Origin of the sequence: Streptomyces sp. NBC_00377 (assembly GCF_036075115.1) — a bacterium.
In the GTDB taxonomy this organism is placed as follows: Bacteria; Actinomycetota; Actinomycetes; order Streptomycetales; family Streptomycetaceae; genus Streptomyces.
In genome coordinates, this window is sequence record NZ_CP107958.1 from 7202927 (window position 1) to 7226787 (window position 23861).

Genomic DNA, 23861 nt, shown 5'->3' on the forward strand with positions numbered 1-23861 from the left:
TGGCGGCTCGGCGGCTCGGCGGCTCGGCGGCTCGGCGGCTCGGTGGGCCGGTAGGGGACCGGCGCGTCGCACGACGACAAGACGATCGCATGACGACAGAAGACGATCCCATGACGACAGGACTGATCCCATGACAACGGACACGGCGAAGGACCCGGCGACGGACGCCTCGGATGACTGGAAGCGGTGGCACGAGCGCCGCGTCGCGGCGGTCTCGGCGCCCTACGGGCCGCTCGGGCTCGTCGGCACCTACTGGCTCGAGGACTTTCCGGACGGCCGACTTCCGGACACCCCCGGGACCTGGGTGGCCGAGGGGGATGCCGTGGTGCTCACCGCGGGCGGCTCCGACGGGCTGACCGTGGACGGGAAGCCGTTCAGCGGGCGGACACGGCTCGGCGCCGACACGGGACCGGTGGACGCGGCCCGCGTCGCCCACGGTGGGCGGCGGCTGGTCGTGCTGGTCCGCGAGGGTGTCGTGGGGGTGCGCGACCACGATCCGGACTCCGCGGCCCGGCGCTGGTTCGCCGGCATCGACGCGACCCCGTACGACCCCCGCTGGTCGGTGCCGGGCCGCTTCACCCCGTACGGCGAGGAACGCACCGTACGGGTGCCGAACGCCGACGGGCGGGAGCGTGGTCTCGGGCTCGGTGGGGAACTGGCGTTCGTCCTGGACGGGCGGCGGCACACCCTTCGGGTGAGCGTGCAGGGGGACGGTTCGCTGTGGGCGGTGTTCGCCGACGCCACCAGCGGGGTGAGCAGCTATCGCTTCCGGTTCCTGTACTCCGGCGCACCCGATGCGGACGGACGCACGACGGTCGACTTCAACCGGGCCGTACTGCCTCCGTGCGCCTTTGTGGATGCATTCCTCTGCCCGTTCCCGCCGCCGGGGAACACATATGACGTGGCGGTCGAGGCAGGAGAGCGCAACCTGGTCTGAGCTGGGACAAGAGGCTGTAAGGGGGATCAACTCACGCAGTTCGTCGAAGGTCTGACGGCCGAAAGGCGCCCTTGCGCCGACCGGCCGTTCGGCCGAATACTCCCCCTCAGCGCTTGTCAGGGTCACGGCGTGTCCGAAATCCGGACGAATGCCTGTCCCTGGCTGCGCCTCACGGGCCCCGACCCCACACCACGGGCCCCCGACTTCCCCTGGGAGGGAACGAAACGTGAGGATCAAGCGCACCACCCCCACCACCCCCACGCGCGGTATCTCGAGACGGACCCGGCTGACCGCCGTGGCCACCGGACTCGTGGCCGCAGCCGCCATCGCCATCCCCCACGCGAGTGCGGCCGACAGCGCCACCTTCAGCAGCGCCCAACTCAAGAGCGCCGGAAACTCGGTGCTCCAGGCGGACGTCCCGGGCACCGCCTGGGCGGTCGACGCCAAGACCAACCGCCTCATGGTCACCGTCGACAGCACGGTCTCGGACGCCGAGATCGCGAAGATCAAGGAGCAGGCGGGCAGCAACGCCGGCGCGCTCACGATCAAGCACACCCCGGGCAGGTTCAACAAACTGATCGGCGGCGGCGACGCCATCTACGGCGGCGGCTACCGCTGCTCGCTCGGCTTCAACGTCGTCAGCGGGAGCACCTACTACTTCCTGACCGCCGGGCACTGCGGCGAGGTCGCCTCGACCTGGTACTCCAACTCCGGACAGACCACCGTGCTGGGGACGAACTCCGGCTACAGCTTCCCGACCAACGACTACGCGCTGGTCCGCTACACCAACACCTCGGTCGCCAAGGCGGGCACCGCCGGCAACACCGACATCACCAGCGCCGGCAACGCCACCGTGGGCCAGTCGGTCATCCGGGACGGCTCCACGACCGGTATCCACACCGGCCGGGTGACCGCCCTGAACGCGACCGTCAACTACGGCGGCGGTGACGTGGTCTACCAGATGATCCAGACCAACGTCTGCGCCGAGGGCGGTGACTCCGGAGGGGCGCTCTACACCTCCGGCGGTGTCGCGCTGGGTCTGACCTCCGGTGGCAGCGGCAACTGCTCCTCGGGCGGTACGACCTTCTTCCAGCCCGTGACCGAGGCCCTGAGCCGTTACGGCGTCAGCGTCTTCTAGTCCCAGGAGTCCCGGCACAGGAGTCCCGGCACACGAGTCGCCGCGCAGGAGTCCCGGCGCAGGGGTCCGGTGCAGGACCGCTCCACCTGGCCTGCGGCCGATCACGGGCGAGCCCCCGTACGCAACCGGCGTGCGGGGGCTCGCTCTTGCCCGGAGGGCGGGGTTACCGTCGGAGTACAGGGCAGTGATGCGAGGCAGCGCTGCGGGCAGTGCTGTGGACCCTTGGGGGCCGGCATGGTCGAGGAGCTGATGGCGGCGGGAGTCACGCTCGTGGCCGCCGGGGCGGTGTACGTGGCGGCGGCGGCGCGGGTCGTCAAGCAGTACGAGCGGGGCGTGGTCCTGCGGCTCGGGAAGCTCCGGCCCGAGGTGCGCGGCCCCGGGCTCGCGCTGATCCTGCCGGGCATCGACCGGCTGCGGAAGGTCAACATGCAGATCGTCACGATGCCGGTGCCCGGGCAGGAGGGCATCACCCGGGACAACGTCACCGTGCGCGTGGACGCCGTCGTCTACTTCAAGGTGACCTCGCCCGCCGAGGCGGTCATGCGGGTGGAGGACTACCGGTTCGCGGTCTCGCAGATGGCGCAGACCTCGCTGCGGTCCATCATCGGCAAGAGCGACCTGGACGATCTGCTCTCCGACCGCGAAAAGCTCAACCAGGGCCTGGAGCTGATGATCGACAGTCCGGCCATCGGCTGGGGGGTGCAGATCGACCGGGTGGAGATCAAGGACGTCTCGCTGCCGGAGTCGATGAAGCGGTCCATGGCGCGGCAGGCCGAGGCCGACCGTGAGCGGCGGGCGCGGATCATCAACGCGGACGCCGAACTCCAGGCGTCGAAGAAGCTCGCCGAGGCGGCGAAGGAGATGTCCGAGCAGCCGGCCGCGCTCCAGTTGCGGCTGCTCCAGACGGTGGTGGCGGTCGCCGCGGAGAAGAACTCCACGCTGGTGCTGCCGTTCCCGGTGGAGCTGCTGCGCTTCCTGGAGCGGGCACAGCAGCAACCGCTTCCTCCGACGTCCTCCACACCCGCGACGACTTCGACACCTCCGGCGGCCGGAGCGGAGTCGGGTTCAAGCCAGGACTAGACCTGTCGCCCCGTAAGTGGTTACTCACGCGTAGCGTTTGCAGTGCGAATTCTCCTGTGCCGACCGGGGGCCAGCCCGGGGTGGTGAAGGCGCGGAGGGCGCACGGTGTTCACCCTGTGCGCGTCCTGAAGTCGACCTTGTGTGCTCCCTGAGCGGTTCGGAAGAGTGGGCGCCCGTCGACCACCCTTCCGGCCCTGAGCGGTCCCCATAACCGCCCGGGCCGACCCCCCACAGGAGGACGCGAGTTGAAGCACCGACGCATATCCGGGCGGCGGACGGTCATGGCGGGCGCGGGTGTCGCCGCCCTCGTCGCGGCCGGAGTGACATTCCAGACTGCGAACGCCAGTGAGCCTGCGAAGGCCCCGCGGCCCACCCTCCTTTCGGCCCTCGCGGCCGGAAAGCTCGCCTCGACGCTCGGCCGGGACCTCGGCGCCGACGCGGCGGGCACGTACTACGACGCCAAGAGCAAGAGCCTCGTGGTGAACGTCCTCGACGCGGCCGCCGCGAAGACCGTCGAGGCGGCCGGCGCCAAGGCCAGAATCGTCGAGAACTCCCTCGCGGAACTGACCGGCGCCCGTACGACGCTCAAGGCGGACGCGTCCCTCCCGGGCACCGCCTGGGTGACCGACCCGACCACCAACAAGGTCGTCGTCACCGCCGACCGCACCGTCTCCGACGCCGGGTGGGCGAAGCTCGGCAAGGTGGTCGACGGGCTCGGTCAGGTGGCCGAACTCCAGCGCACCAAGGGAGAGTTCAAACCCTTCATCGCCGGCGGTGACGCCATCACCGGCGGCGGCGGGCGCTGTTCCCTCGGATTCAACGTGGTCAAGGGCGGTCAGCCGTACTTCCTGACCGCCGGGCACTGCACCGACGCCATCTCCACCTGGTCGGACACCTCGGGCGCCGAGATCGGGGCCAATGAGGTGTCCAGCTTCCCGGACAACGACTACGGCCTGGTCAAGTACACCGCCGGCGTCGACCACCCGAGCGAGGTCGACCTCTACAACGGCTCGGCCCAGCAGATCACCGGCGCGGCCGAGGCCACCGTCGGCATGAAGGTCACCCGCAGCGGCTCGACCACCCAGGTGCACTCCGGCACGGTCACCGGCCTGGACGCGACGGTGAACTACGGCAACGGCGACATCGTGAACGGGCTCATCCAGACCGATGTCTGCGCCGAGCCCGGGGACAGCGGCGGCTCCCTCTTCTCGGGCGGCAGCGCCGTCGGCCTGACCTCGGGCGGCAGCGGCGACTGCACCTCCGGCGGAGAGACGTTCTTCCAGCCGGTGACGGAGGCGCTGTCGGCGACGGGGACGCGGATCGGCTGACCCGCTGACGTGACCCGACGGAGGTCCCGCCCCGTGCGCGAGGGGCGGGGCCTCTCGCGTGCCGAGGGCCGCCGGGGGAGCCGTCGGGCGGGTCGGCGCCCATGGTCTGTTTCGTGTCCGCACCGGCCGCTATGTCATGTTCGCGCGGACCGGGGGCGGGGGTGTTTCCGCAGGTGGGAGGCGTCCGAATGGTTGTCGTACAGATGTTCGGGAATTGGTCTATGGTGGGGGTGGGAGAGCTGGGAACTGATGTTCGATTACGTGGGAGGTGCGGATGCCGGGGTTCACGCATCTGCACACCGTCTCCGGGTTCTCCCTGCGCTACGGCGCCTCGCACCCGGAGCGGCTGGCCGAGCGCGCCTCCGAACGGGGCATGGACGCCCTCGCCCTCACCGACCGTGACACCCTCGCCGGCACGGTGCGTTTCGCCAAGGCCTGCGCCAGGGCGGGCGTGCGCCCGCTGTTCGGGGTGGACCTGGCGGTGGCGCCCCCCGAGCGGCCTCCGGGCGACGCGTCCGTACGACGGGACAGGCGCCGCACCCCGGTGCGCGGCGGCGTCTTCGTCGACGAGTCGGCACCCCGTGTCACCTTCCTCGCCCGTGACGGCGCCCGGGGCTGGGCGGACCTGTGCCGGATCGTCACGGCGGCGCACGCGGGCGAGGGTGTCCCGTCGCTGCCCTGGGCCGGGAACCACGGCGCCGGGCTGACCGTCCTGCTCGGCCCCGCCTCCGACGTCGGCCGCGCGCTCGCCGCGGGCCGCCCGGACCGTGCGGCGAAGCTTCTCGTCCCCTGGCGGGAGGTGTACGGCGACGCCCTGCGCCTGGAGGCCGTCTGGCACGGGCGGACCGGCACCGGATCCGGGTCCCTGCGGCTGGCCGCGCGCACCGTCGGCTTCGCCGCAGAGCAGCGGATCCGGCCCGTCCTCAGCAACGCCGTCCGGTATGCCGACCCCGGTCAGGGCCCGGTCGCGGACGTCCTGGACGCCGCTCGCCGGCTCGTCCCCGTCGACCCGGCGAAGGGTCTGGACTCCGGGGAGGCCTGGCTCAAGGACACGGGCGCGATGCTGGGCGCGGCCGAACGGATCGTCGAGGCCGCGGGCTACCGGCGCGGCACCGCGCACCACCTGCTGGAACAGACGCGGGCGACGGCCGCCGAGTGTCTGGTCGACCCCGAGGACGACCTCGGCATGGGTGCCGTCCACTTCCCCGAGCCGCACCTCGTCGGCGCGGGCCGCCGCACCGCCCAGCGGACGCTGGCCTCCCGGGTGGTGGCCGGGATGGTGCGGCACGGCCACTCCGGGAAGCACGCCTACTGGGAGCGGATGCACCAGGAGCTGGACATCATCGCCCACCACGGCTTCGCCTCGTACTTTCTGACGGTCGCCCAGGTCGTGGACGACGTACGGAAGATGGGCATCCGGGTCGCGGCCCGCGGCTCCGGTGCGGGATCGCTGGTGAACCACCTGCTCGGCATCGCGAACGCCGACCCGGTCGAACACGGGCTGCTGATGGAGCGCTTCCTGTCCAAGGAGCGGGTCGTGCTGCCCGACATCGACATCGACGTGGAGTCCGCGCGCCGGCTGGAGGTCTACCGGGCGATCATCGACCGGTTCGGCACCGAGCGGGTCGCGACGGTCGCGATGCCGGAGACGTACCGGGTGCGGCACGCCGTCCGGGACGTGGGCGCGGCCCTGTCCATGGACCCGGCCGACATCGACCGCGTCGCCAAGTCCTTCCCGCACATCCGGGCGCGCGACGCCCGGGCGGCACTGGAGGAGCTGCCCGAACTCAGGTCGCTGGCAGGGGAGAAGGAGAGGTACGGGCGGCTCTGGGAGCTGGTCGAGGCCCTCGACGCCCTCCCGCGCGGAGTCGCCATGCATCCGTGCGGGGTGCTCCTCTCCGACGCCTCCCTGCTCTCCCGTACGCCGGTCATGCCGACCAGCGGGGAGGGGTTCCCCATGGCCCAGTTCGACAAGGACGACGTCGAGGACCTCGGGCTGCTCAAGCTGGATGTGCTGGGCGTGCGGATGCAGTCGGCGATGGCGCACGCGGTGCGCGAGGTGGCGCGGGCGACGGGCGAGCGGATCGACCTGGACACGCTGGAGGCCGGCGATCCGCAGACGTACGGGCTCATCCGGTCGACCGAGACGCTGGGCTGCTTCCAGATCGAGTCGCCGGGGCAGCGGGACCTGGTGGGGCGGTTGCAGCCGGCCACCTTCCACGATCTCGTCGTCGACATCTCCCTCTTCCGGCCCGGTCCGGTCGCCGCCGACATGGTGCGGCCGTTCATCGAGGCGCGGCACGGGCGGGCACCGGTCCGGTATCCGCACCCGGACCTGGAGGAGTCGCTGCGGGACACCTACGGGGTCGTCGTCTTCCACGAGCAGGTCATCGACATCGTCGCCGTCATGACCGGCTGCGGGCGCGGTGAGGCGGACCGGATCAGGCGCGGGCTGTCGGACCCGGAGTCGCAGGGGCGGATCAAGGTGTGGTTCGCGCAGCACGCGGCGGCCCGCGGATATGACGCAGAAACGATTCAGCGGACCTGGGGGATCGTCGAGGCGTTCGGCTCGTACGGCTTCTGCAAGGCGCACGCGGTCGCCTTCGCCGTACCGACGTACCAGTCCGCGTGGCTGAAGGCGCACCACCCGGCCGCCTTCTACGCCGGGCTGCTCACGCACGACCCCGGGATGTACCCGAAGCGGCTGCTGCTGGCCGACGCGCGGCGGCGAGGGGTGCCGGTGCTGCCGTTGGACGTGAACAGGTCGGCGGTCGCCCACCGTATCGAACTGGTGTCTGATTCGAACTCGGGGGAGGCGCGAGGTCCGGGGAGTCCGCAGGCCCCGGGGGGTCCGGGGATCTGGGGACTGCGGCTCGCCCTGTCCGACGTGTACGGCATCACCGAGGCCGAGGCGGCTCGGATCGCGGACGGGCAGCCGTACGCCTCGCTGCTGGACTTCTGGGAACGGGCCCGCCCGAGCCGCCCGCTCGCCACCCGGCTCGCCCAGGTCGGCGCACTGGACGCGTTCGGCGCCAACCGGCGTGACCTGCAACTGCACCTGACCGAACTGCACCGGGGCGCCCGGGGCGCGGGTGGCGGCCAACTCCCCCTGGCGGGCGGGCGCAGGACCGGCCCGGCCGGGCTGCCCGACCTGTCCTCGGCCGAGAAACTCAGCGCCGAGCTGGGCGTGCTGTCCATGGACGCCTCGCGCCATCTGATGGACGACCACCGTGACTTCCTCGACGAACTGGGCGTGCTGTCGGCGCGCCGGCTGCGCGAGACCCGGCACGGCGAGACGGTTCTCGTGGCGGGCGCCAAGGCGGCCACCCAGACCCCGCCGATCCGGTCCGGCAAACGGGTCGTCTTCACCACCCTGGACGACGGCACCGGCCTGGTCGACCTCGCCTTCTTCGAGGACTCCCACGACGCCTGCGCGCACACCGTCTTCCACTCCTGGCTGCTGCTGGTGCGCGGGGTGGTCCAGCGACGCGGCCCGCGCAGCCTCAGCGTGGTGGGCGCCGCCGCCTGGAACCTCGCCGAACTGCTGGAGGTGCGCCGGGAGGAGGGGCTGGAAGGGGTCGCGGCCCGCCTGGCCGACCCCGGCGGCGCCCCCGACGCGGGCGCCGACGGCGACGGCCCGGCACGCAGCCGGCTCGCCGGTTCGGAAGGGCTGCCCGCACCGGCGGGTTCGGCCGCCCAGGACGCGATGGAACGGCGTCGCATCCACCTGTCCACGGGGTACGAGATGCACCCCTGGGCCGATCTGCGCCCCGCGGGTGAAGGGCCCGCGGTGGGAAGGAAGTTGTGGCACCAGAGTCCGGGGAGTGCGGGATGACCATCCTCTGCGTACGTTTCCAGCTGCCTCTGACGCACGAGGCCGCCCTGCCGGGGCTGCTCGGGCTGCTGGAGGAGTTCACGCCGGTCGTCGAGGCGTTGCCGCCGGACGGGGCGCTGGCCGATCTGCGCGGCGCCGAACGGTACTTCGGGCGCAGCGCGGTCGAGCTGGCGTCGGTGATCAGGGTGCGCGCGCTCGCGCTGCACGGGGTCGACTGTGTGATCGGCGCGGGCCCGGGCCCCCTGTCGGCCCGCACGGCGCTGCGGGACGCCAGGCCCGGGGTGACGTGCGCGGTCCCCGACGACGGGGTGCGGGAGTTCCTCGCGGACAAGCCCGTCGTCGCGCTGCCCGGTGTCGGTACGGCGACCGCCCGCACCCTGTGCGAGTACGGCCTCGACACCCTCGGCCGGGTCGCGGCCGCGCCCCTGTCCACGCTCCAGCGTCTGGTCGGCGCGAAGGCGGGCCGGGAGCTGCACGAGAAGGCGAACGGTGTCGACCGCGGCCGGGTCGTACCGAACTCCGTGTCGCGGTCACTGGCCGCCGAACGCCCCTTCGATCGCGACGAGTTGGACCCCGTCCTGCACCGGCGCGCCCTGTTGTCGGCCGCCGGGGAGCTGGGCGCCCGGCTGCGGGCCGTGGAGAAGGTCTGCCGCACCCTGACCCTCACCGTGCGCTACGCCGACAGATCCTCCACCACCCGCAGCCGCACCCTCGGGGAGCCGACCGCGCATTCGGCGGCCCTGACGAGAACGGCGTACGGCATGTACGAGGCGCTCGGGCTGCAACGCGCCCGGGTCCGCGCGATCGCCCTGCGCGCCGAGGCGCTCGGCCCTGCCGAACACGCCTCCCACCAGCTCACCTTCGACCCCGTCGACGAGAAGGTCCGCCGGGTCGAGGAGGTGGCCGACCGGGTGCGGGCGAAGTTCGGCCCGGATGCGGTGAAACCCGGGACGCTGGCGGCGTGAGGGGCGGGACGAGGGGCGGCGGTCGGGGACGGGGTCAGTTGGCCCACGGGGGAGTGATCCGGGTCCCGTCGGCCAGCACGGCCTCCAGGCCGATGGACGTGGTGACCCAGGAGAGCGCGGTGTGATCGGTCGGGTTCTCGACGGCCAGGGTCGCGCCCGGGTTGACGATCACCGTGTCGCCGGCCGTGACGCGCTCGGCGCGGCCGTCGAGCGTGAGGATCAGCTCACCGACGAGCAGATGGAAGATCTCCTCCCGGTTGACGGTGTGCGCGGGCGCCTTCGTCCCGGCGGGGATCTCGCCCCGCCAGGCGCACAGCTCCTTGCTGCCGGTGAGGGGAGTGGCGTACGAGACGAAGCGGGCGCCGTGGATCTCGTGGGTGACGGCGTCGGACGAACGGATGACGGGCACGGGGCCTCCTGATGGCTCTGCGGGCGATGAGAGGGATGCGGGCGACCGCGAGCGAAGGCGGTCGAAATTAGTCAAGCTGCTTGACCAGTTCCTCGATGGTCAAGCAGCTTGACCGATCTGTCAAGGATGTTTCAATGCAGACGTGCAGAACTCCGAGGCCATCGCCCTGACCGCCGCCCTGCTCGCCGCCGCGGGCGAGCTCACCCAGCGCATCAACGACGGGGTGGTCGCCCGCGGATTCGAGGGGCGGCCCGCCTACGGCTTCGCCTTCACCCGGCTCGCCCCGGACGGCGCCACGATCACCGAACTGGGCGTCCACCTCGGGGTCACCAAGCAGGCGGCCAGCCAGCTCGTCGAGGAACTCGTGCGTAAGGGGTACGTCGAGCGCCGGGCGCACCCCGACGACGCACGGGCCCGGCTGGTCGTCCTCACCGAACGCGGCTGGGAGTGCACCCGGGCGGCCGAGGAGGCGGCGGCCGAGGCGGTGCAGAGGTGGGTCGAGGTGCTCGGTGAGGGTGAAGTGCGCCTTTTGCGTGACCGGTTGACGCGCATTGCCCCCTATGGCCCCATCCGGCCCGCTTGGTGACGTCATATCAGTCGCACCGGGCGTCCGTGACTATCACTGGAAGTTTTTACTGACGCGTAACTTCACAGTTCAGCTACTCGCCCGTAACTTGACAAGTGAACAGCATCCCGTGATCCGGGTCACAGGGCGTAAGGCCATCGCACCTCCCCTTGAGCCGCAAGGAGATCACCCGATGCTGCCCTGGAAGCGCGTGCTCGGACCACTCACCGCACTGCTGCTGGCCGCCGCGGCCGCCACCGTCCCCACCACCGCCGCCCATGCCGACTCCGCCACCACCGCCTCGGCGAGTGGCTGGAACGACTACGGCTGCAAGCCCTCCGCCGCACACCCCCGCCCGGTCGTCCTCGTGCACGGCACCTTCGGGAACTCGATCGACAACTGGCTGGCCCTCGCCCCCTACCTCACGGTCCGCGGGTACTGCGTCTTCTCCGTCGACTACGGCCAACTGCCGGGCGTCCCCCTCTTCAACGGCCTCGGCCCCATCGACAAATCGGCCGCGCAGCTCTCCGCCTTCGTCGACAAGGTGCTCGCCGCCACCGGCGCCGCCGAGGCCGACCTCGTCGGCCACTCGCAGGGCGGCATGATGCCGCGCTACTACCTGAAGTTCCTCGGCGGAGCCGCCAAGGTCAACGCGCTCGTCGGCATCGCCCCCGACAACCACGGCACCACACTGGGCGGACTCACCAACCTGCTGCCCTACTTCCCGGGCGCCGAGGACCTGCTCTCGGCCGCCACACCCGGCCTCGCCGACCAGATCACCGGATCGGCCTTCCTCGCCAAACTCAACGCGGGCGGCGACACCGTCCCCGGTGTCCGCTACACCGTCATCGCCACCAAGTACGACGAAGTGGCCACACCGTGGCGCACCCAGTACCTGAGCGGGTCCGACGTGCGCAACGTCCTGCTCCAGGACCTGTGTCCGCTGGACCTCTCCGAGCACGTGGCGATCGGGCTGTTCGACCGGATCGCCTTCCACGAGGTGGCCAACTCGCTCGACCCGGCCCACGCCACCGCCACCACCTGCGCGTCGGTCTTCAGCTGACGCACGGGTGTTCCGCCGGGGCCTGTCCGACCTGAGCCGCCGGTCAGGCCCCGGAGTCCTGCGCGGGCGACGGCTCAGCGGCCGTGCCGCCCGCCGCTCGTCGCCCGTCGGCGCACCGAACCGAACAGCAGCGCCGAACCCAGCGCCAGGACGGCCGCGCCGCCCACCGCGAGATACGGGGCGCTGCCGTCGCCGCCGGTCTCCGCGAGGCTCTCGCCGGAGGCCGGGCCGGCGCCGGCCGCCCTCGGCTCGTCGGCGCCGACGGACACCCCGGCCGGGGACGGCGCGTTCCCCATCGGGTCCGTCGTCGGGTCCGTCGTCGGGTCGGTCGTCGTGGTGGCGTCGTCGTCCCCGTGGCCGTGGTGCTCGATCGTCGACTTGTCGGCACCGTCCTCGATCTGCTCCTCGGAGGGCGCGGAAGCGGACGGCGCGGCACCGGTCCCCGAGCCCGAGCCCGTGCCCGAGCCCGCCCCCGACCCCGACCCCGCGCCGGCGTCCGTCCCCCCGAACGTGACGTCCGAGCAGGAGTAGAACGCCTCCGGGCTGTCCGAGCGCTGCCAGATCGCATACAGCAGTTGCCTGCCGGAACGCTCGGGCAGGGAACCGGAGAAGGTGTAGAAGCCGCCCGCCGCGACCGGGTCGGTGGCCGTCGCCACCGGATGCTCCAGATCCAGGTCGGACCAGCCCAGCGGCTGTGTCGGGTCGTAACCGGACTTGGTGAGATAGACCTTGAAGGTGCCCTTGTGCGGAGCGGTCACGCGGTACCTGAAGGTGTACGGGCCGCTGCCCACACCGGTCGCCGGCCAGTCGGCGCGGGCCAGGTCCAGTCCTTTGAACTCCGCGTTGTCCGCGCTGCACAGACGGCCGTCCGGGATCAGCTCCTGGTGCCGTCCGTTCGCGTCGCCGATCCGGATGCCGTTCCAGTCGTACAGCGCCTGTGTCCCGCCCGCCGCGACCGCCGCCCTGCACGCGGCAGACCTCGGGCTCTCCGGGCCTTCCGCGTAGCACTGCGCGACCCGGCTGACCGGATCGCCCATCGACCCGTGCGCGGCGGCGGGCGCGGCCGACAGCACGGTCAGGACCGACGGGAGCAGCCCGGTGACGGCGACGACGACGACGGCCTTGCGGCGTGCGGGCATGGGGGAACTCCTCGGAACCGGAACAGGTGGTGGCCTGATGTGCGCCGGTACCAAGAAACCGCGAAATCGCCTGCTGGGGACGGTCCTCGGCGATCTTTAGGGTCGCCTTAAGGAAGTGCTGAGGCTGGGATCAGGTAGGTAGCGTTCCCCTATGACGAGTGAGGAGATCCGGCCCGCCACGGCGGCCGACGTACCGGCAGTGAAGGCCGTGACGGACGCGGCGTACACGGGCTACATCGAGCGGATCGGGCAGGCGCCGCAGCCCATGCGGGCGGACCACGCGGCGGACGTGGCCGCGGGGAAGGTGTTCGTGACCGGGGACCCGGTCGGTGGCGAGGTGGTGGGCCTCGTGGTGGTCGAGGCGTTCGCGGACCATCTGTTCCTCGACAGCATCGCCGTCCGTCCCGACGCCCACGGCAAGGGCGTCGGGCGGCGGCTGTTGCACTTCGTGGAGGCACACGCGCGTGCGCTGGGCCTGCCGGAGGTCAGGCTCCACACGCACGCGATGATGTGGGAGAACCAGAAGATCTACCCGAAGTACGGCTACGAATCCGTGGGACGGTGGGTCGACGGGCCGTACGAGCGCGTCCACTACCGCAAGCGGCTCGGCTGAGCACGGCTCGGTGAACGGGACTCGACGCAGGCGGCGGTCAGCCGTCCGGCCACCAGGTCCGGGCGATGTCCTTGCGCACCTCGGGGCGTCCGGCGGGCCGTTCTTCGGCCTCTTCGCGGATCCGGCGGGAGTCCGTCTTCTTCAGGGGCTTCTGCACGGTCGTACGGCGCATGGCTGCCTCCTTCAGGTGCTACCGGGTTCCGCGTTCTCGCGGAGGTAGACCATTTCGGGGAGACTTCCTCATCGGCGCCTGTTCTGTCAGTGGCGGCTGTCACGATTCGACTGTCAGTGGTGGGTGTCACTCTGGGGCACATGAGTGAAAAGAGTGACGAAACGACTCCGCCGCGTGTGGCCCGGGACAGGGGCCGGGGTAGGGACTGGGACGCGGCCGCGGCCGCCTTCGACGAGGAGCCGGACCACGGCCTGCGCGACCCCGGGGTGCGCGCCGCCTGGGCCCGGCGGCTGCGCGGCTGGCTGCCGGAGCGCGCCGGTGACGTTCTCGACCTGGGCTGCGGTACCGGCAGTCTGTCGCTCCTCGCGGCCGAGCAGGGACACCGGGTCACCGGGGTCGACCTGTCCCGGGCCATGATCGACCTGGCCCGCGCGAAACTGGCCGGGCGTGACGCGGTGTTCCTGCTCGGTGACGCCGCGGAGCCGCCGGTCGGTGAGCAGCGTTTCGACGCCCTGCTCGTGCGGCACGTGCTGTGGACCCTGCCCCGGCCCGAGCGGGCCCTGCGGCACTGGCGCGGTCTGCTGCGGCCCGGGGGCCGGCTCGTGCTGGTCGAGGGCGTGTGGGGGACCGTCAGCCCGGTGGGAATACCGGAGGACCGGCTGACCGCCCTGCTGGCCCCGCTGTGCGACCACACGCGCGTGGAGCGGCTGTCGCAGGACGCGGAGCTGTGGGGCGGCCCGGTGCCGGACCAGCGGTACGCGGTGGTGGCGACGGTGTGAGCACCGGGCCGGGCGGGCCGGCGCCCGGCCCTCTCAGGTCAGCAGGGACTCCAGGCCGCCCACGGCCCTGGCGAGCGCCTCCAGTTCGTCGAGGGCGGTCAGCGCGGCCGCCGCGGCCGCCGGGTCCCGTTCGGCCAGCCCGCTCTCCTCGAACTCGTCCTCGTCCAGTCGCCGTACGTCCGTGCCGTCGGCGGAGCGCCACAGGTCCAGGTCGAGATCCTCGACGACCAGCTCGCCCCCGGACAGCGCGGCCGGGCGGGTGACGTCGCAGTACCAGCCCTTCAGCGCGCCCGTCGCCGTACGGACCTCCTTGACCGAGTACCAGCGGTCGCGCCAGTAGTACTCGGTGAAGACGTCACCCGCCTCGAACCGTACGAAGCCGAAGTCGCGTACGCCGTCACCGGCCCAGGGGGCGCGCACGGCGATCCGGGTGCCGTCGTCGGACAGCAGTCCGGCCGTGTAACGGATCTTCGTCCGGCCGCCCTTGAGGAGGACCACCTCCACGGGGCGCGCCGGTTCAGCCGAGTTCACGGACATGCCGTACCTCCGTCGCGCGGATCTCGTACCCGAACCACCTGTTGATCGCGAGCATCGGCTCGTTGTCCGCGTCGTTGCCGGTGTACGCCTCCGTGTACCCCGCGGCGCGGGCCCGGTGCAGCGAGTGGTTCTTGGCGAGCCTGGCCAGGCCCCGGCCCCGGTAGGCGCGGGCGGTGCCGGTCATGGCGGTGCTGTACCTGCCGGGGTTGTGGGCGTGGGTGTGGGCGACGCTGAAGGCGACGGGGCGGCCGTCGGCCACGGCGACCGAGGTCAGCTCGGCGTTCAGGTGGGGATGCCGCCAGTACTCGTCGACCCACGCCCGGTAGTCGGTGAACTCGGTGGCGATGTCGCCCGGTTCGTCCGAACCGGCCTCCGCGTCCAGGGCGAACAGCGGGCGCGGGTCGTCGGCGAAGTCGGCGGCGGTGCGCAGTTCGACGCCGGGCGGGGGATCCTGGAGCGGCGGCAGCGCGGCGCGCGCGAGGTCCAGGTGGAGGAAGTGCGCGGAGCGGCTCGGCCGGTAGCCGTGTCCTTCGGCGAAGGCCCGGTCGCCCGGTTCGTCCAGGACCCAGGTGAACAGCTTCACCGCGCCGTGGGCCGCCAGGTGCTCCTCGGCGGCGCGGACCAGCAGGGTGCCCGCGCCGCGCCCGGTGCGCGCGGGGTCCACATAGACGTTCAGGGTCCCCTGGCCGGGCTCGGGGCTGTCGTGGGCGAGGCTCACCTGGGCCGTGCCGATGATCTCGTCGTCCTCCACCGCGACCAGCTTGCGGGCGTGGGCGCCGGGGTGGGACAGGGACAGGCCGTGCAGCACGGAGGCCGGGCTGAAGGACACATGAGGCAGCGCGTGGTGCCGGACCCGGATGAAGCCCTCGATGTCGGCGGGCGTGCCGGGGCGCAGGTCGCGCACGATGACGGTCATATGCGTGCACGCTACGGTCGGACGGAGCCCGGGTGCCTCCCATTTTCGGCGTCGGTCCGCGCCCCCGTCCGCCGGAGGGTGCGGGACAATCGGCCCGTGACCTTGAAGATCCACATCGATGAGAGCGCCGCCCCCTACGAGCAGGTGCGGGCGCAGATCGCCGAACAGGCGCGGTCGGGAGCGCTGCCGGTCGGGTACCGGCTGCCGACGGTGCGGGGACTGGCCGAGTCGCTGGGCCTCGCCGCGAACACCGTCGCCAAGGCGTACCGGGCGCTGGAGGGGGACGGGGTGATCGAGACCCGGGGGCGCAACGGCACGTTCGTCGCCGCCGCCGGACCGGCGGCGGAGCGGGAGGCGGCGGGCGCCGCGCAGGCCTATGCCGAGCGGGTGGTGCGGCTGGGACTCACCGAGGAGCAGGCGTCGGCCGCCGTACGGGACGCCCTGCGGGCGGCCTACGAACGGTGATCACGGTGTCCCGCGGGAGGTGACATCAGAGGCGTTCAGCGGACGCCGAGAGCGGGCGGACGCCGAGAGCGGGCGGGCGGTGCGCGAGGCGTGGTGAGCGGTGTGCCGTGCGCGCTATGGGTGCTGTGGCGCCGGGGCTTCGGGTGCGGGCGGAACCCGGCGCGTCCGGGTGCGGCAGGGGTGGCCGAACGGCGTGGTGCTCAGTGGGGTGCGGCGAGCACGCCCCGTGTACGCGTCACCCGCAGCCCGGCCCGTTGCGCGGTCCGCCCGAACAGCGCCGCGTTCTCCACCGCCGCGCCGCCGGGGTCGTTGTTGAAGTACGTGTACACGTCGGCGTCGTCCGGCCAGGTCGTCGCGATGCGGTCCAGCCAGGTCTCCAGGGCACGGCGGCCGTAGTGCGGCCAGGGGTGGGCCCGCCCCTGGTGGAAGCGGACGTACCCCCAGTCCGCGGTGCGCCACAGCGGGGTGACGGGGCGGGAGCGGACGTCCGCCCAGCACAGGGCCGCGTTCCTGGCATCGAGGACGCCCCGTACCTCGGGTGTCCACCACGACTCGTGCCGTGGCTCCACCGCGACGCGGGTCCCCGGCGGGAAACAGGCCAGACAGGCGTCCAGCAGCCGGGCGTCGGCCCGCAGGGTCGGCGGCAGCTGGAGCAGCACCGGGCCGAGGCGGGCGCCCAGGCCGGCCGCGTGGCTCATCAGGCGCTGCACCGGCTCCTCGGGCTCCTTGAGCCGCTTGATGTGGGTCAGATAGCGGCTCGCCTTCACCGCCACCACGAAGTCGGGCGGGACACGCTCGGCCCAGGCCGCGAACGTCTCCCGTGACGGCAGCCGGTAGAAGGCGTTGTTGATCTCGACGGTGGCGAAGTGCCCGGTGTACTCCTCCAGCCACCGCCGCACGGGGACGTCGGCCGGGTACAGGACGCCCTTCCAGTCCTTGTACTGCCAGCCCGACGTGCCCACGTACAGGGTCATACGTCCATCAAAACACCTACAGGTACAGTCCCGCGTCCGCCCGCCCCCGGGGCTCCGGCAGCGAGGTCGGGGAGATGCCCCGGCGCAGTGCGTACAGCTCCGCGAGCGTCGCGCCCTCGCTGCCCACGGTGTCCTCCCGGCCGACGGCCTCGGCGCCGAGCCAGTCCACGGCCTCCCGGCGGGTCAGCCGGCCGACCTCGATGCGGGCCAGACAGCGGCCGGGGCGGACGACGGCGGGGTGCAGGCGCTCCAGGTCCTCGTTCGTCGTGACCCCGACCAGGACGTTGCGGCCCTGGCCGAGGAGGCCGTCGGTGAGGTTCAGCAGCCGGGACAGGGCCTGGCCCGCCGTGTGCTTGGCCTCGCCGCGGATCAGCTCGTCGCAGTCCTCCAGGAGCAACAGCCGCCAGCGGCCCTTTCCGGTGCCGTCCTCCTCGCCGATCGCGATGTCCATCAGATAGCCGACGTCGGAGAAGAGGCGTTCGGGGTCGAGGACGCAGTCCACCTGGCACCACTCGCGCCAGGACCGGGCCAGGGTGCGCAGTGCCGAGGTCTTGCCGGTGCCGGGCGGGCCGTGCAGCAGGAGCAGCCGGCCCGCGATGTCCTGCGGGGTCGTGCCCATCAGCTGGTCCATCGCCTCGGCGACGGGCGCCGTGTAGTTGGGGCGCACCTCGTCCCAGGTGCCGGCCGAGATCTGGCGGGTGGTGCGGTGCGGGCCGCGCCGCGGCGAGACGTACCAGAAGCCCATGGTGACGTTCTCCGGCTGCGGATCGGGTTCGTCCGCCGCCCCGTCGGTGGCCTCTTCGAGAACCCGCGCGGCCAGTTCGGCGGTGGTCGCGGTGACCGTCACGTCGGCGCCCCGGTTCCAGCGGGAGACCAGCATCGTCCAGCCGTCGCCCTCGGCCAGGGTGGCGCTGCGGTCGTCGTCGCGGGCGACGCGCAGCACGCGGGCGTGCGCCGGCAGCAGGGTGGCGCCGGAGCGTACGCGGTCGATGTTCACCGCGTGCGAGTAGGGCTGCTCGCCCGTCGCGAAGCGGCCGAGGAACAGTGCGTCGACGACGTCGGACGGGGAGTCGGAGTCGTCGACGTTGAGCCGGATCGGCAGAGCTTCGTGCGGGGGTGCGGACATGCCGCCATGATCCGGCACAGGAGCGTCGTCCGCACCCGGTTTCCGCAGTGCGCGAGGTACGCCCGGTGTGTCGGACGTGCCGGATGTGTCGGACGTGCCGGATGCCGGGAGCGGGTCCGGTCCCTCGCACGTGGCCCCGGCCCGGTCCGGCCGGGGCCACCCCTCACACCGTTCGCCGGAGTCCCCGGGTCCGCCGCACCACCGCGTACCCCTTGGTCAGCGCCCGGTCCCGTGCGAACGTCCGGCCGATCGCCCTGCCGTCGACGAGCCGTTCGAACTCCTCGGTGTCCGTGGTGCGCCGTACCGTCACCCGCCGCAGGGCGTACGGCCCCTGGGCGCGGCGGGCGAGGGAGTTGCCCACGGCGAGCGCCTGGGCGAACCCCTGTCCGCGCACCGCCGTGCGCACCCGGCGGCTGGAGTAGCCGTACGGGTAGGCGAACGACACGGGATGGGAGCCCAGTTCGTCGGCGACGAGGTCCCGGCAGCGGCTCAGCTCGGTGCGCAGCCGGGTGTCGTCGAGACGGTCGAGCTGCGGGTGGGTGTGGCTGTGGCCGCCGATCTCGACGCCGGCGTCCGCCAGCCGGCGCACCTGCCGCCAGTCCAGCATGGTGTCCGGGCCGCCGCCGGTGTCGTGGGCGCCCCGGATCCAGCCGGTGGTCACGAACAGGGTGGCCGGGAAGCCGTGTTCTGCCAGCGCCGGGAGGGCGTGCCGGTGCACGCCCTCGTAGCCGTCGTCGAAGGTGATCAGGACCGGGCGGACCGGCAGCGGCCGGCCGGTCCGCCAACGGGCCGCCAGTTCGGCGGTGGTGAGCGGGGTCAGCCCGCGGTCCGCGATCACCGCCAGCTGCTCGGCGAACGCCTCGGGTGTGACCGAGAGCGTGCGGGTGGCGTGGTTGGGTTCGGTGGCGACCGAGTGGTACATGAGGATCGGCACACGTGTCCCCGTCATGCGGCACGCTCCACCCGGTCCGCGGGGATCGGCACCACGGCGAACGTCGTCCCGGCCCGTCGCGCCCGCAAGCTGCCGACCGCGTACCCGCCGGCCGCCGTCAGCACCCCGGCGACGATCGCGGCCGCCCGCCGGGCCCCGCCGGGGCGGGCCAGCAGCTGGTCGCGCAGTCCGCGGACCACACCGGCCGGCAATACCCGGGTGGCGTAACGGCGTTCGGACTCGAGCCCCTTGTCGGCGCCGACGCTGCGGGCGACGAGCGCCTTGGACAGGCCCTCGGCGTAGGCGCGGGTGCGGAAGTACCCGAAGTGCTCGCGCGCCTCGGGCACCTTGTGATGGATCACCGCGCGGTCGTCCATCAGCAGGATCGCGTCGGGTCTCGCGCGGCTGAGCCGGATGCACAGGTCCGTCTCCTCGCCGCCCATCGGGCGTTTGCTGCCGTCGCGTCCGATGCCGCTGGCGAAGCCGCCCACGAAGTCGAACGCGGTACGCCGGAACGAGGCGTTCCCGCCGAGGATGTTGCGCACCCGGACCCGGCCGGGCGGCAGGCCCCGGTAGGAGCAGCCCACCACCCAGTCGAACTCCTCGGGGAACCAGGCGGGACGCCGGCCGGAGGACCAGACGGGTACCGCCCGGCCGCCGACGGCGAGGACCCGGGGATCGGAGTAGGGGTCGGCGAACCGGCGCAGCCAGTCCCGTTCGGCGACGGCGTCGTCGTCGAGGAAGGCGATGATCTCGCCCCGGGAGGCGGCGATCCCGGTGTTGCGGCCGGCCGACAGACCGCGCGGGCCCGCGTTGGGCAGCACCCGCACCTCGTAGGTCTCCTTGTACTCGCTCCGCAGCCGGTCCAGGAGCGTCGGGTTGTGGTCGACGACGAGCAGGGTCTCCAGGGCCGGGTGGGTCTGCGCCCGCACCGAGGCGACCGCCGCGAGGATGTCCTCCCAGCGGTCCTCGGTGTACACGCAGACGACGACGGAGACGCCGACGGCGCTCAAGACGTCTCTCCCGGGACCGGGTCGAGCAGCGGGGAGCGGCGGCCCGGGCGGCGCAGGGCACGCCGGTTGGACCGCTCCTGGAGGATCACCCGCAGCACGCGCAGGCCGTCGCGGACGGCACGCAGATTGCTGACGCCGTGGATGCGCAGGTACTCGTGGCTGGGGATCTCCTGCACCTTCAGACCGGCCTTGACGACCCGGATGTTCATCAGGGTCTCGACCTCGAAGCCGGTGCAGTCCAGTTCGATCTTGTCCAGGCAGTGCCGCCAGAACGCGTTGTAGCCGTAGCACAGGTCGGTGTACCGGGCGCCGAACTTGCGGTTGACGACGGCGCACAGCACCCGGTTGCCGAGCCACCGGACGAAGGTCATGTCGTCGGTGCCCCCGCCGTTGGCGAAACGGGAGCCCTTGGCGAAGTCCGCGCCCGAGACGAGGGCGGAGACGTACGACACGATCTCGTTGCCGTCGGCCGAGCCGTCCGCGTCGACCATCACGATGATGTCGCCGCTGCACGCCTCGAAGCCGGTGATCAGGGCGTCGCCCTTGCCCCGGCCCTGCTGCCCCACGACCTTGACCCCGGGCCACAGTGCACGCGCGACCCGCACGGTGTCGTCGGTGGAGTTGCCGTCGACCAGGACCACTTCGTGGATCCAGTCCGGCAGGGTCTTGAACACGTACGGAAGGTTCTCGGCCTCGTTCATCGCCGGGATGACCACGCTCACCGGCGGTGTGATGGCCAGGTGCGAGGTGATGGGCCGGTACTTGCCGACGGTCGACGGGTCTTGGAGATCCCCGCCCGAGGTCGCCGGCTGCAGAACGGAACTCATGAGTCTGGTCCCTCTCGTCCGGTGGGCCGCCCTCCCCTGGGCGGCCTGGAATTCACGTCCGGTTCGAAAGGGGGGTTTCTCACCCATGGCGGAGTGATCTCCGCGCAGACACGGGTGAGCTGGCAAAGCTGATCGGCCACCGGTCGGAAGACGGCGGCCGAGCGCGCGGCACGGCCCGGTCACCAGTGCGGTCACCGAGCACGGCACCCCCCTACCGCGCTCCCGCCCCGATACCGCCGCGGTCCCTGAGCCCTCCCCTGGAGCCGATGCCGACGGTCCGGTGCGAGTGAGATGTATGACGGTATTGACGATTACGCCCGGATGGCAAGCCCTTGATGGTCTGCTTACCTTTTTGTTCGTTTGACCGTTACGAAACGATGCGCCCAGTTAGCAGGAACGGACACAAGTGCTCCCCGGACGTCAAAGTGGGGCGCGGGAAAGGGCGTTGACGAGCGAGCCCGCCCCCTGTACCCCCTCGCCTCCCGGCGCCGGAAGTTTTGGCATGGACACTTCCGATCAACGCGCGTAGTTGCTACGACAGTTATGGCAGAGATCCTGCTAAAGGAGGTTCCATGAGATCTTCCCGACTTGTCGTGTTCGTGAGCTCACTCCTCCTCGCCCTCGGCACCGCCCTCACCGGGGCGGCCTCGGCCCACAGCGCCCAACTCGCGGCGAGCGGTGGGTATGTGGCGCTGGGGGACTCCTACTCCTCCGGCGTCGGCGCGGGCAGCTACATCAGCTCCAGCGGCGCCTGCAAGCGCAGCACCAAGGCGTACCCGTACCTGTGGAACGCCGCCCACGCCCCGTCGTCGTTCACCTTCGCGGCCTGCTCGGGCGCCCGAACGGATGAAGTTCTGGCAAGTCAGCTCGGCGGCCTGAACAGCTCGACCGGTCTGGTCTCCATCACCGCAGGCGGCAACGACGCCGGCTTCGCCGACGTCATGACGACCTGTGTCACCGGCTCCGACAGCACCTGTCTCTCCCGCATCGCCACCGCCCGGGCCTACGTCGACTCGACGCTTCCCGGCAAGCTCGACACCGTCTACTCCGCCATCAGCGCCAAGGCGCCCGACGCGCACGTCGTCGTCATCGGCTACCCCCGCTTCTACAAGCTCGGCACGGTCTGCCTCGGCCTGTCCGAGGCCAAGCGTTCCGCCATCAACAGCGCGGCCGACTACCTCGACGCCGCCACCGCCCGGCGGGCCGCCGCCCACGGCTTCGCCTTCGGTGACGTCCGCACCCCGTTCGCCGGCCACGAGATCTGCTCCGGCAGCTCCTGGCTGCACAGTCTCAACTGGCTGAACATCGGCGAGTCCTACCACCCGAACGCGTCCGGCCAGTCGGGTGGCTACCTGCCGGTCCTGAACAGCGCCGCCTGATCCGTCACTCCGAGGAGGAAGGCGAGGGGGAGGCCCCGCCCGTCGGGGTCTCCGTCTCGCAGGTGACCGAGAACGGAACCGAGTCGGACCTCTTCGTCACCGGATCGCGCACCTCGACGGCGATCGAGTTCCGGTACGTCCCGCTCTCGGCGTACGTCGACAGGATGACCTTGTCCTGCTTGGACTTCCCGCCGCCCGAGGGGAAGTCGAGCGTCTTCCAGGTCTGCCCGGAGAGCTCCCCCTCCTTCGAAACCCAGCGGTAGGACACGGTCGCGGGCAGCCGCCCGACCGTGATGGTCGCGGTGAACGCGGGCGCGTCCGCGTCCGGCGGCGGACAGCTGCCGGAATAGTCGGTGTGCGCGCCGCTGACGGTGACCGAGACGGACTGCGCCGGGGCCTCGGAGCTCTCGCTCTCGCTGGGACTCGCGCTCGGCGGTTCGCTGCTCTCCTCGCTGGTCTCCGGCTGAGTCGCAGGCGAACTCACGATCTCCGAACCGCTGTTGGTGATCCCACCGCCCGTGTCGTCGCCGCCGCCGTCGTCGTGCAGCAGCCCGTACGTCAACCCGGCGACCGCGAGCGCGAGTACCGCCACACCGGCGACGAGGACGACACCGGCACGCCTGCTGCGGTCCGGCTCCGGCGAGGCGGTCGTCGCCGGAGCGGCGGTCCACGGCTGGGGCGGGGTCGCGGCCGCCGGCACCTGACGGAACGGCTCGGACGGGGTGGACACCGTCGGCGGATACGGTGTGAACGGCGACGGCGGCGTCGAACGGAGCGTGCCGCCCTGCGGCGTACCGCCCGCCGCGACGAGCCGCAGGTCCTGCTCGGCCCGGTCGGCCGGCAGCCGCTCGGCGGGGTCCTTGCGCAGCAGGCCCTCGATGACGGGCGCGAGCGGTCCGGCCCGGCGCGGCGCCGGCAGCTCCTCGTCGACGATCGCGCGCAGCGTGCTCAGCGGGGTGTCGTGGCGGAAGGGTGAGTTGCCCTCGACCGCCGCGTACAGCAGTACGCCCAGCGACCACAGGTCCGACTCGGGCCCGGGCGTGCGCCCCAGCGCCCGCTCCGGCGCGAGGAACTCGGGCGAGCCGATGACCTCGCCGGTCATGGTCAGCGCCGAGGTGCCCTCGACGGTCGCGATGCCGAAGTCGGTGAGCACGACCCGGCCGTCGTTCGACATCAGCACGTTCGCCGGCTTGACGTCCCGGTGCAGCACTCCGGCCTCGTGCGCGGCCCGCAGCGCGGACAGCACCTCGGCGCCGATATGCGCGGCCCGCGCCGGTTCGAGCGGCCCCTCGGCGTCCAGCAGCTCGGCCAGGGAGATCCCCCGCACGATCTCCATGACGATCCACGGCCGCCCGTCCTGCGTGGCCACGTCGTACACCGTCACGACGTTGCGGTTCGCGACCCGGGCCGCGGCCCAGGCCTCCCGCTCCAGCCGGGCGTACATCCGCTCGACGTCCGAGGCGGCCAGCCCGTGCGGGGCGCGCACCTCCTTGACGGCGACCTCACGGTGCAGCACCTCGTCACGGGCCCGCCACACCGTTCCCATGCCGCCCTCGCCCAGCGGGGTCAGCAGGCGGTAGCGGCCCGCGATCAGACGTTCACTGCCCGGTTCTTCGGACACCGCGCCCCCATTTCGCACTTCGTATCCGGGCGAAAACCTCCGCAACCCC

The 23861-nt window shown here is 72.1% G+C and carries 23 protein-coding genes; 12 read left to right on the forward strand and 11 right to left on the reverse strand.

Annotation, left to right across the window (positions count from 1 at the left end; genetic code table 11):
* The first annotated feature begins 130 nt into the window (after window positions 1–130).
* The 6 genes from OHS71_RS31995 to OHS71_RS32020 all read left to right on the forward strand — a co-directional run bounded on the left by OHS71_RS31995 (window position 131) and on the right by OHS71_RS32020 (window position 9283).
* Complete coding sequence (locus tag OHS71_RS31995; protein ID WP_328482798.1) at window positions 131–937, forward strand: DUF1684 domain-containing protein; 807 nt, start codon at window positions 131–133, stop codon at window positions 935–937.
* 226 nt (window positions 938–1163) lie between these two features.
* A complete protein-coding gene (locus OHS71_RS32000; RefSeq protein WP_328482799.1) occupies window positions 1164–2075 on the forward strand; it encodes a S1 family peptidase in 912 nt (303 codons plus the stop codon).
* A gap of 222 nt (window positions 2076–2297) precedes the next feature.
* Window positions 2298–3155 (forward strand): slipin family protein, encoded by an 858-nt coding sequence (locus OHS71_RS32005; RefSeq protein WP_443047106.1) that lies wholly within the window; start codon window positions 2298–2300, stop codon window positions 3153–3155.
* A 245-nt stretch (window positions 3156–3400) separates the two neighbouring features.
* Entirely contained in the window at window positions 3401–4483 is a 1083-nt protein-coding gene (locus OHS71_RS32010; protein ID WP_328482800.1) for a S1 family peptidase, read from the forward strand.
* 274 nt (window positions 4484–4757) lie between these two features.
* On the forward strand, window positions 4758–8318 hold the full coding sequence (locus tag OHS71_RS32015; RefSeq protein ID WP_328482801.1) for a DNA polymerase III subunit alpha: 3561 nt from the start codon (window positions 4758–4760) through the stop codon (window positions 8316–8318).
* Window positions 8315–9283 carry a DNA polymerase Y family protein gene (locus tag OHS71_RS32020; RefSeq protein ID WP_328482802.1) on the forward strand — a complete coding sequence of 323 codons (969 nt, stop codon included), beginning with the start codon at window positions 8315–8317 and terminating at the stop codon, window positions 9281–9283. The genes OHS71_RS32015 and OHS71_RS32020 overlap by 4 nt, the downstream gene beginning before the upstream one ends.
* 34 nt (window positions 9284–9317) lie before the next feature.
* Here OHS71_RS32020 and OHS71_RS32025 read toward each other — a convergent pair whose 3' ends face one another.
* Window positions 9318–9692 carry a cupin domain-containing protein gene (locus OHS71_RS32025; RefSeq protein WP_328482803.1) on the reverse strand — a complete coding sequence of 125 codons (375 nt, stop codon included), beginning with the start codon at window positions 9690–9692 and terminating at the stop codon, window positions 9318–9320.
* Window positions 9693–9834: 142 nt separating this feature from the next.
* On the opposite strand from OHS71_RS32025, the gene OHS71_RS32030 reads away from it, so the two are divergent.
* Complete coding sequence (locus tag OHS71_RS32030) at window positions 9835–10278, forward strand: MarR family winged helix-turn-helix transcriptional regulator (RefSeq protein ID WP_328482804.1); 444 nt, start codon at window positions 9835–9837, stop codon at window positions 10276–10278.
* Between the two features lie 172 nt (window positions 10279–10450).
* Window positions 10451–11320, forward strand: coding sequence for an alpha/beta fold hydrolase (locus tag OHS71_RS32035; protein WP_328482805.1), 870 nt, complete (start codon window positions 10451–10453; stop codon window positions 11318–11320).
* A 74-nt stretch (window positions 11321–11394) separates the two neighbouring features.
* Here the strand turns inward: OHS71_RS32035 and OHS71_RS32040 are convergent, their stop codons facing one another.
* Window positions 11395–12459 (reverse strand): lytic polysaccharide monooxygenase auxiliary activity family 9 protein, encoded by a 1065-nt coding sequence (locus OHS71_RS32040; protein ID WP_328482806.1) that lies wholly within the window; start codon window positions 12457–12459, stop codon window positions 11395–11397.
* A gap of 151 nt (window positions 12460–12610) precedes the next feature.
* On the opposite strand from OHS71_RS32040, the gene OHS71_RS32045 reads away from it, so the two are divergent.
* Window positions 12611–13072, forward strand: coding sequence for a GNAT family N-acetyltransferase (locus OHS71_RS32045; RefSeq protein ID WP_328482807.1), 462 nt, complete (start codon window positions 12611–12613; stop codon window positions 13070–13072).
* A gap of 37 nt (window positions 13073–13109) precedes the next feature.
* On the opposite strand, the gene OHS71_RS32050 is transcribed toward OHS71_RS32045, so the two are convergent.
* The gene (locus OHS71_RS32050) at window positions 13110–13244 is read right to left on the reverse strand and encodes a hypothetical protein (protein ID WP_328482808.1); all 135 of its coding nucleotides are present in this window, start codon (window positions 13242–13244) and stop codon (window positions 13110–13112) included.
* A 140-nt stretch (window positions 13245–13384) separates the two neighbouring features.
* Between OHS71_RS32050 and OHS71_RS32055 the strand changes: the two genes are divergently transcribed.
* The gene (locus OHS71_RS32055) at window positions 13385–14023 is read left to right on the forward strand and encodes a class I SAM-dependent methyltransferase (RefSeq protein WP_328482809.1); all 639 of its coding nucleotides are present in this window, start codon (window positions 13385–13387) and stop codon (window positions 14021–14023) included.
* Between the two features lie 33 nt (window positions 14024–14056).
* Here the strand turns inward: OHS71_RS32055 and OHS71_RS32060 are convergent, their stop codons facing one another.
* Window positions 14057–14560 (reverse strand): DUF402 domain-containing protein, encoded by a 504-nt coding sequence (locus OHS71_RS32060; RefSeq protein ID WP_328482810.1) that lies wholly within the window; start codon window positions 14558–14560, stop codon window positions 14057–14059.
* Window positions 14541–15476, reverse strand: coding sequence for a GNAT family N-acetyltransferase (locus tag OHS71_RS32065; protein ID WP_328482811.1), 936 nt, complete (start codon window positions 15474–15476; stop codon window positions 14541–14543). Before OHS71_RS32065 ends, OHS71_RS32060 begins: the two co-directional genes overlap by 20 nt.
* Window positions 15477–15572: 96 nt before the next feature.
* Between OHS71_RS32065 and OHS71_RS32070 the strand changes: the two genes are divergently transcribed.
* The gene (locus OHS71_RS32070) at window positions 15573–15941 is read left to right on the forward strand and encodes a GntR family transcriptional regulator (protein WP_328482812.1); all 369 of its coding nucleotides are present in this window, start codon (window positions 15573–15575) and stop codon (window positions 15939–15941) included.
* 200 nt (window positions 15942–16141) lie between these two features.
* On the opposite strand, the gene OHS71_RS32075 is transcribed toward OHS71_RS32070, so the two are convergent.
* The 5 genes from OHS71_RS32075 to OHS71_RS32095 all read right to left on the reverse strand — a co-directional run bounded on the left by OHS71_RS32075 (window position 16142) and on the right by OHS71_RS32095 (window position 20812).
* On the reverse strand, window positions 16142–16915 hold the full coding sequence (locus OHS71_RS32075; protein ID WP_328482813.1) for a DUF72 domain-containing protein: 774 nt from the start codon (window positions 16913–16915) through the stop codon (window positions 16142–16144).
* A 16-nt stretch (window positions 16916–16931) separates the two neighbouring features.
* Window positions 16932–18041 carry a DUF5925 domain-containing protein gene (locus tag OHS71_RS32080; protein WP_328482814.1) on the reverse strand — a complete coding sequence of 370 codons (1110 nt, stop codon included), beginning with the start codon at window positions 18039–18041 and terminating at the stop codon, window positions 16932–16934.
* 163 nt (window positions 18042–18204) lie between these two features.
* Complete coding sequence (locus tag OHS71_RS32085) at window positions 18205–18990, reverse strand: polysaccharide deacetylase family protein (protein WP_328482815.1); 786 nt, start codon at window positions 18988–18990, stop codon at window positions 18205–18207.
* On the reverse strand, window positions 18987–19985 hold the full coding sequence (locus OHS71_RS32090; protein ID WP_328482816.1) for a glycosyltransferase family 2 protein: 999 nt from the start codon (window positions 19983–19985) through the stop codon (window positions 18987–18989). The genes OHS71_RS32085 and OHS71_RS32090 overlap by 4 nt, the downstream gene beginning before the upstream one ends.
* Window positions 19982–20812, reverse strand: a complete 831-nt coding sequence (locus OHS71_RS32095) for a glycosyltransferase family 2 protein (RefSeq protein ID WP_328482817.1) — start codon at window positions 20810–20812, stop codon at window positions 19982–19984. The genes OHS71_RS32090 and OHS71_RS32095 overlap by 4 nt, the downstream gene beginning before the upstream one ends.
* A 572-nt stretch (window positions 20813–21384) precedes the next feature.
* On the opposite strand from OHS71_RS32095, the gene OHS71_RS32100 reads away from it, so the two are divergent.
* On the forward strand, window positions 21385–22191 hold the full coding sequence (locus OHS71_RS32100) for an SGNH/GDSL hydrolase family protein (protein WP_328482818.1): 807 nt from the start codon (window positions 21385–21387) through the stop codon (window positions 22189–22191).
* Window positions 22192–22195: 4 nt separating this feature from the next.
* On the opposite strand, the gene OHS71_RS32105 is transcribed toward OHS71_RS32100, so the two are convergent.
* On the reverse strand, window positions 22196–23812 hold the full coding sequence (locus tag OHS71_RS32105) for a serine/threonine-protein kinase (protein ID WP_328482819.1): 1617 nt from the start codon (window positions 23810–23812) through the stop codon (window positions 22196–22198).
* Between the last annotated feature and the right edge of the window lie 49 nt (window positions 23813–23861).

Bases quoted from the DNA above. Each gene is read 5' to 3' on its own strand.
- OHS71_RS32065 (WP_328482811.1), bottom strand. From the start codon at position 15,476: ATGACCGTCATCGTGCGCGACCTGCGCCCCGGCACGCCCGCCGACATC.
- OHS71_RS32100 (WP_328482818.1), top strand. From the start codon at position 21,385: ATGAGATCTTCCCGACTTGTCGTGTTCGTGAGCTCACTCCTCCTCGCC.
- OHS71_RS32050 (WP_328482808.1), bottom strand. From the start codon at position 13,244: ATGCGCCGTACGACCGTGCAGAAGCCCCTGAAGAAGACGGACTCCCGC.
- OHS71_RS32085 (WP_328482815.1), bottom strand. From the start codon at position 18,990: ATGACGGGGACACGTGTGCCGATCCTCATGTACCACTCGGTCGCCACC.
- OHS71_RS32095 (WP_328482817.1), bottom strand. From the start codon at position 20,812: ATGAGTTCCGTTCTGCAGCCGGCGACCTCGGGCGGGGATCTCCAAGAC.
- OHS71_RS32055 (WP_328482809.1), top strand. From the start codon at position 13,385: ATGAGTGAAAAGAGTGACGAAACGACTCCGCCGCGTGTGGCCCGGGAC.
- OHS71_RS32045 (WP_328482807.1), top strand. From the start codon at position 12,611: ATGACGAGTGAGGAGATCCGGCCCGCCACGGCGGCCGACGTACCGGCA.
- OHS71_RS32035 (WP_328482805.1), top strand. From the start codon at position 10,451: ATGCTGCCCTGGAAGCGCGTGCTCGGACCACTCACCGCACTGCTGCTG.
- OHS71_RS32075 (WP_328482813.1), bottom strand. From the start codon at position 16,915: ATGACCCTGTACGTGGGCACGTCGGGCTGGCAGTACAAGGACTGGAAG.
- OHS71_RS32060 (WP_328482810.1), bottom strand. From the start codon at position 14,560: ATGTCCGTGAACTCGGCTGAACCGGCGCGCCCCGTGGAGGTGGTCCTC.
- OHS71_RS32080 (WP_328482814.1), bottom strand. From the start codon at position 18,041: ATGTCCGCACCCCCGCACGAAGCTCTGCCGATCCGGCTCAACGTCGAC.
- OHS71_RS31995 (WP_328482798.1), top strand. From the start codon at position 131: ATGACAACGGACACGGCGAAGGACCCGGCGACGGACGCCTCGGATGAC.
- OHS71_RS32015 (WP_328482801.1), top strand. From the start codon at position 4,758: ATGCCGGGGTTCACGCATCTGCACACCGTCTCCGGGTTCTCCCTGCGC.
- OHS71_RS32040 (WP_328482806.1), bottom strand. From the start codon at position 12,459: ATGCCCGCACGCCGCAAGGCCGTCGTCGTCGTCGCCGTCACCGGGCTG.
- OHS71_RS32020 (WP_328482802.1), top strand. From the start codon at position 8,315: ATGACCATCCTCTGCGTACGTTTCCAGCTGCCTCTGACGCACGAGGCC.